General features: G+C 71.8%; 1 protein-coding gene. It reads right to left on the bottom strand.

Features of this window, described 5'->3' with window-relative positions; genetic code table 11:
- A partial coding sequence (locus FNQ90_RS28575) for a DUF4142 domain-containing protein (RefSeq protein ID WP_323380169.1) occupies window positions 1-896 on the bottom strand: 896 nt, incomplete at its 3' end.
- Window positions 897-981: the final 85 nt, after the last annotated feature.

Here is a 981-nt window from a genome sequence, read left to right as displayed (position 1 = left end):
GTGGTGGGTTCACCGGGATCACCGGTGTGAGGAGGGGGGTCGGTTCGGTCAGCGCCACGCCGGGGGACTCTCGGGCGTCCTCCCCCGGGTGCGGGGACCGGCGGTGCGTCCGTCGAGCGGCCCCCCGGACGGCCCACCGGGCGTCCGTCGGGGCGGCGTCGACCGCACCCCGTGGCGGTGCGACGGGCACGGCGCGGCGACCTGGGGCCGGCGACACGCTTGCTGATGCTTCCGATACCGTCGTCGTCCAGCGCTCCGTAATCCACCAGGCCGGTGTTCTCCAGGACGGTGATGTGGTCGAGCACCGTCTCGTTGGCCTGGTTGGCGAGTTCGCGGACCAGGGAGTTCTGGGTCTCGGCGCGCACCAGGGCGACCAGGGTGAAGACCCGGCCGTGGGCGCGGCGCAGGATGTTGGCGAACAGCACCTCGTACCGATCGATGGGAGCCGCCTCCAGCTCCGCCAGCCACGCGCGCTGTTGGGCGGTGGGCTGGTTGGGCAATTCGATGCCGAGCACCCGACCGGTCTCGATGGCGAGTTCGTCGAGCAGGTTGTGGCCGTCGACGAGGTGGTTGCCGGCGATGCGCACGGTTTCGCTCCGGCCCCTCTCCTGGGCCTGTCGCCCCGCCGGTCCCTCCCACAGCCCTGCGCTGCGCACCTTGCGCACGAAGTCCCGGTCGGTGGGGGTCAGGGGTCCGTACTGCGTGGTCAGGGTGCCCAGTCCGTCATCCACGATGAGACCTCCCGGACCGGCCACCGCCGTTCCCTCGAAAAGCCTCACGGGGATCAACAGCGCCGCCATGGTGAGGGCGAGCGCGGCGATGACCATGCCGGTGCCGACGGTGTGGGCGGAGGTGAAGGCTCCGCCGATGCCGGAACGCCGGGGGACCAGGCGCACGGGTTCTCCTTTCCGGAAAAGCCCTCCCGGTGCCGCGCGGCCACGGTTGGGAACGCGGAGGAGAGGGAGGAGCCCGGTGGATGCC

Origin of the sequence: Streptomyces alkaliphilus (genome assembly GCF_014141535.1) — a bacterium.
In the GTDB taxonomy this organism is placed as follows: Bacteria; Actinomycetota; Actinomycetes; order Streptomycetales; family Streptomycetaceae; genus Streptomyces; species Streptomyces alkaliphilus.
The sequence above is the reverse complement of the archived record's forward strand: the minus strand, read 5'-3'. Positions and strand labels throughout refer to the sequence as shown.